4 protein-coding genes and 1 pseudogene are annotated in these 5,488 nt (G+C 33.6%); 4 read left to right on the forward strand and 1 reads right to left on the reverse strand.

Features of this window, described 5'->3' with window-relative positions:
- The first annotated feature begins 164 nt into the window (after positions 1–164).
- The 4 genes from V7659_RS29850 (at position 165) to V7659_RS29865 (ending at position 2,191) form a co-directional block, all read left to right on the forward strand.
- Complete coding sequence (locus V7659_RS29850; RefSeq protein ID WP_335543652.1) at positions 165–773, forward strand: TetR/AcrR family transcriptional regulator; 609 nt, start codon at positions 165–167, stop codon at positions 771–773.
- Positions 774–816: 43 nt separating this feature from the next.
- Positions 817–942 carry a hypothetical protein gene (locus V7659_RS29855; RefSeq protein ID WP_335543653.1) on the forward strand — a complete coding sequence of 42 codons (126 nt, stop codon included), beginning with the start codon at positions 817–819 and terminating at the stop codon, positions 940–942.
- Between the two features lie 35 nt (positions 943–977).
- A complete protein-coding gene (locus V7659_RS29860) occupies positions 978–1,436 on the forward strand; it encodes a DUF523 domain-containing protein (protein ID WP_335543654.1) in 459 nt (152 codons plus the stop codon).
- A 356-nt stretch (positions 1,437–1,792) separates the two neighbouring features.
- Entirely contained in the window at positions 1,793–2,191 is a 399-nt protein-coding gene (locus V7659_RS29865) for a (deoxy)nucleoside triphosphate pyrophosphohydrolase (RefSeq protein WP_335543655.1), read from the forward strand.
- A 26-nt stretch (positions 2,192–2,217) separates the two neighbouring features.
- Here the strand turns inward: V7659_RS29865 and V7659_RS29870 are convergent.
- A pseudogene (locus V7659_RS29870) lies at positions 2,218–5,120 on the reverse strand (DUF3427 domain-containing protein).
- Positions 5,121–5,488: the final 368 nt, after the last annotated feature.

A 5,488-nucleotide genomic window follows, 5' to 3' on the forward strand; every position in this document is an offset into this window, starting at 1 on the left:
AGCACATTCTAGAGAAAAATAATAGATAAATCTATTATCTGTGCTTTATTGTTCACAATTTAATTGTACTATTTTGTTCACAAGTAACAATCATTAAGATATCATTAAGTGTCTATTGACTAGACACTTATGCTAAATCTGTCTATATTGAGGAAGGTTTTTTCATGAATAATGAACAAAATACGACGTCTCAACGACAAAATCGGACAAAAGCGCATTTAAAGCAAGCATTAATTGAACTCATAAAAGAGAAAGGGTACCATTCTGTTACTGTAAAAGACCTTGTCGATTACGCCGCTTATAATCGTAGTACCTTTTATATCCATTACACAGATAAAATTGAATTAGCTGAGGATTTACTTGTTTCCATGCTTCAAGGGTTAGAGGCTTCAGTAGGCCAAGCCTATGTACCTGGTCAAAAGGTTAATACAGCTAAGCTAAATGCACCATCTTTTAATATCGTTTCTTACATCTATAAAAACCAGAGTTTTTTTACATTAATTAACTACGATGACACGTTACCAGGATTACATACACGGTTCCCTCAAACAATCTTAAAAATCTATAAAGAACAATTTATTTTTGAAACCATCAACAATATCCCAGTTAATATGGATTATTTTAAACGTTATACAGCCTATGGCTTTTATGGTCTCCTTCATACTTGGATCCAAAATGGCTTCAAAGAAACGCCAGAAGATTTTATCCAAAAAGTTATTGATCTAACGAAAACTCATATTCACTCATTTCAATATATTGGGCATAACAAATAACTATCTGCACCAGGGCGGATAAAATCTAGCTAGGAGGTTTACATTGAAAAAACTCGTAAAAGTCGTTGCTGCTATTATTGAAAACGAACGGCAAGAAATTTTTTGCTCGTTAAGCAACAACAAAGGAGAAGCCGCAGTCACTCCGTCTTTAGCTTCGATACACCGTTAAATGCAATCCTTTACAATTTTGATGGAGGTTAATAAATGATATTGGTGAGTTCGTGTTTAGCAGGTTTGGAAGTGCGATATAACGGAACACATAGTTTAAATAATAAAATTAGGAAACTAGTAGAAGAAAATAAAGCTATTACAATTTGTCCAGAATTACTTGGCGGCTTTTCAACGCCAAGAGATCCTGCTGAAATCATTGGCGGCAACGGAGAAGATGTACTGGATGGAAAGGCTAAAGTAATGGATCAAACAGGAAAAGATGTTACGCAGCTTTACCTAAACGGAGCCTATGCTGCTCTTGAAAAAGCGAAAGAAATAAATGCGACTATTGTGGTTCTTAAGGAAAACAGCCCGTCCTGCGGCAGTTCAATGATTTATAACGGCAAATTTATTGGTAAAAAGATAGAGGGAATGGGAGTTACTTCTGCATTACTAAAAAGAAATGGATTTAAAGTGATTTCTGAGGAACAATTTGTGGAAACCCTTCTTTAAACTAGGAGGCTTCTGATTTCAAGGGGGGAATGATGCTGCAAATACTGAAGAATTCAAGTCATCTGATTATTGTCATACACGAAATCTATGGCATTTCCTTTTTACTACCTATCGTTTCTTGAAATTTAGAAATGATTGTTTGGTAATAATCTACTGTTGCTTCAGGTCCCGCCAACAATTCCAACCTTTTTCATCCTATCAGTCCCCTATAATGTATTAACTTTTAGTTTTTGTTAATGAGAATTTTGTTTAGAGTCAATTTTTGAAAAGAATAGTTATCAAAAAAACAACCAATACAACATCTAACCACCAAAAGTGGTATTATAGTGGCTAGAGAAATGTATAGGAGGGTTATCTTGAAAAAGCTTGTAAAAGTTGTTGCTGCAATTATTGAAAATGAACAGCAAGAAATTCTATGTGCTCTTAGATCTCCAGAAATGTCGATTCCAAATATGTGGGAGTTTCCTGGAGGTAAAGTAGAGTCAAATGAGGACATTTTCTCTGCGCTTGAACGAGAGATTGATGAAGAGCTAGACTGTAAGGTTGAAACCTTCAAAGAGGTATTTAATGACAACACCCATGAATACGACACATTTATAATTAATTTGATTTCAATTAAATGTAGAGTAGTTGAGGGAACACCGATGCCAAGTGAGCATTCAAAGTTAATCTGGTTAAAACGGGAAAACTTAGATTCACTCAAGTGGGCACCGGCGGATGTTCCATCTGTTGAGCAATTAATCCAAGAAAAATAGTCTTCTCAAAATGAGAAGACTATTCTTTAGTCATCCGCCCCATTAATAATGTAATTGTAAAGTTTATTTTCAATTGGATTTTCCATTACCAAGTTCATATGAACAACTGGCAGTTTTTTCCCCTTACTATCTTCCATGATGGCCTGTTCGATATTATTTTTATCCGGGGTTGCTTTTCCTAAATAATAAAAATCAGTTCCTTCATCATCATCTTTCTTTACAAAAATATGAAGGTCAATACCTTTTTCTTCAGATTCGATGATTGTTTTCACTTCTTGAGATTCTAAAGTTCTATTACTCCTTGTTGACCACTTAAGTACCTCAGGGCTTAGGAATTCTTCCGCATAATCTATACTAGATTCGACATCTTCATTTTTTGATAGGTCACAAAGATTGGACAGGTACCGTGTTTTGTTTTGTAGCCATAAACGGTAGAGCTTTCATCGTTAATCCAATTCAAGAGTTTACATGCATCTTTTCTTGAATATTTCTGATAGAGGGTTAATGGTTCCTCAGATTCGTATAGCTTAGATTTTTCCTTGGCGCTATTTATGACATCTTTCACTAGAAAGTTAAAATACGGATTACCCAATATATACTCTCGAACCAAATTATTAAGTGTAAAGGTACCATCTTCTAATAACATAATAATTGGCTGATTCCCATACTTTTCTTTATAACTTTGTGTAAAAAATTCCAAACTAAATATGCGCAAAACTGAAGAAATAGTCTCTTCGTCAACAGGACAATTAAAATGAATTAAATTCTCTATAAAATCATCATAAATTACTGTTTCTTGTTTTAAAAGAAGGTCTAATAAAATAATCTCATGTTTCCTTTTGCCATTTAAGATCTCCGTAGAAAACATAGTTAAAACAGTGTTTTGATACTTCGTCAATAACGGTATTTCTTCCTTTAGCTTTAATAAAAATTGGTAATAGTTCGTGTACTTATCTACTATTACTTCAGGGTCAATGGAATGGTTCGTTACAAAATCATATAAATAAGGAGTTCTGCCAATTCTATTTTTCAACTCAACAAATGCTTCTTTTAAAACTTTTAACGCTGTTAAATTACTGTTGTTAATCGCTTTAAAAATCTGCTTTTTAGCAATTTCCTCAAAATTAATCGTAGATACCCCTTTTATATAGCTCGTATCCTTAATATAGCGACGGATATTATCCTTGTTCTGTGATTTGTCACCTGAAAGTGCAATGGGAATTAAATAGTTATTCTTATAATTTCCAATAAAATCAATAATTGTTACAAAGTCTTTAGTTGAATGTTTACGAAGTCCCCGTCCAAGTTGTTGAATAAAAATGATACTAGATTGGGTTTGTCTTAACATGACGACCTGATTAACACTAGGAATGTCGATTCCTTCATTAAAAATATCTACAGTAATGATATAGTCTAACATGCCTTCTTCAAGTTGCTTTACACGACGTTCCCGTTCATCCTGATTGTGATCCCCTACTAAGGCAACTGTTCGTAGACCTTTCTCATTAAAAGCATCGGCTAATTTCATTGCCTCATCTTTCCTACTACAGAACATTAATCCTTTTACTTTATCTCCTGAAAAGCCATAGTAAATGATTTTTTCAAGAATATGATTGACGCGTTCCTCAGTAACAAGCTTTGCTAATACAGCTGTTTCATCAATCATTTCGCCATTATATTCTAGGTCAGTAACCCCAAAATAATGAAATGGACATAGCATATCTTCTTCCAGTGCTTCCTGAAGACGAATTTCATAAGCAATGTTGTAGGCAAAAAGCTCAAAGATATTAAAATCATCTGTCCGTTCTGGTGTAGCAGTCATTCCCATTAAAAAGTCTGGATTGAAATAATCAATGACCTTTTGGTAAGATTGAGCACCAGCTTTATGTACTTCATCAATTAAAATATAGTCAAATTCTTTTGAATCAAACTGAGCTAAAGTTTCTTCTTTCGAAATGGATTGAATCGTGGCAAATAAATATTTCGCATTTGTCTGTTTATTAGTACCCGACAGTATTCCAAAATCCGCATCTATTCCGCCAAGTATCTTTTTAAAATCTTCTTTTGCCTTTTGCAGTATTTGCTCTCTATGCACAACAAATAGCATCCGTTTTGGGCCAAACCGTCTCACATCAAATGCAGACAAATATGTTTTACCAGTTCCTGTTGCAGAAATGATTAAACCCTTATTTGCTCCCGCATCACGAATCGCCTGAATTCCTAGCAATGCAGCTTCCTGCATTTTATTGGGTTTAATTTTTAGAGCCTCTTCGATAGAATTAACGTTATACTGAGACGGTAATTCTATCACCTGATCTAAAGCTTTTCTGTTAACAAGAGGGGTATATTTCTTCTCGTACTTTTCAATCCATTCTTCATTTAAAGGACTTGCATCATTCCATACTTCTTCAAATTGAGATTTAAAATGATTAACAATTTCACCGTCTTCATGTGAAGTTAATTTAACATTCCATTCATAATTTACTTTTAAAGCATGGGCTGTTAAATTAGAACTTCCAACAATTAAAGAATAATGGTTTCTTTGATTAAAAATGTATCCTTTTGAATGGAACCCTTCTAAATTAGTCGTCCTAACTTCAACATTTTCAATTTTCATTAGTTCCTTAAAAACTTTTGGTTGATTAAAATTTAGAAAGGTTGAGGTTAAAATGCGACCTTTTATCCCTTTTCGATTAAGGTCCAGAAAATGGGATTTAAGAGTGGCCAGGCCGCTTTCAGTAATGAACGCTACTGAAAAAATAAATGAGTCGCAGCTATCTAATTCATCAAGTAAGGTATTTAATACATTTTCGCCCTTTTTTGCGTTATTCACTAATAACTTCGGCTTGTAAATCCCTGTTTTATTTGAACTTTGGTCAATAAACCCCTTATGTAAGGAAACTTTTAGATTATCAATAAAATTGCTCATATTATCACCATTCATTACCAATTTATATGTCAATTGTAATACTCACTGATAAGTACTGCAACCTTATATTAGCTTGAATAATTCTATTGCTGTTTTTTAACTGCGTAAAAAAATGTAATTAACTTTGCAGACACACCATTTAGAATGAAGAATAAAGGACGCCACATAAGTTGACTTCCATGTTAGCTTCACTGGAGCCTTAACCTCTTGGTCCTACTGGCCATTCTTTGCTTGCGCTTGTCCATGACCGTAATGTTTTTCTTGCGTTTCATATTGAGTTGCATAGTAACCATTCTAAAAGAAGAAAGAATTATACCAGATAATGTTATATATGGTATTAAATTTAATAAGTATGAAAGATTTAATTT

This window comes from Neobacillus drentensis (genome assembly GCF_036966985.1).
In the GTDB taxonomy this organism is placed as follows: Bacteria; Bacillota; Bacilli; order Bacillales; family Cytobacillaceae; genus Neobacillus; species Neobacillus drentensis_E.

Coding starts and splice junctions, on each gene's coding strand:
- V7659_RS29850 (WP_335543652.1), top strand. CDS start 165: ATGAATAATGAACAAAATACGACGTCTCAACGACAAAATCGGACAAAA.
- V7659_RS29860 (WP_335543654.1), top strand. CDS start 978: ATGATATTGGTGAGTTCGTGTTTAGCAGGTTTGGAAGTGCGATATAAC.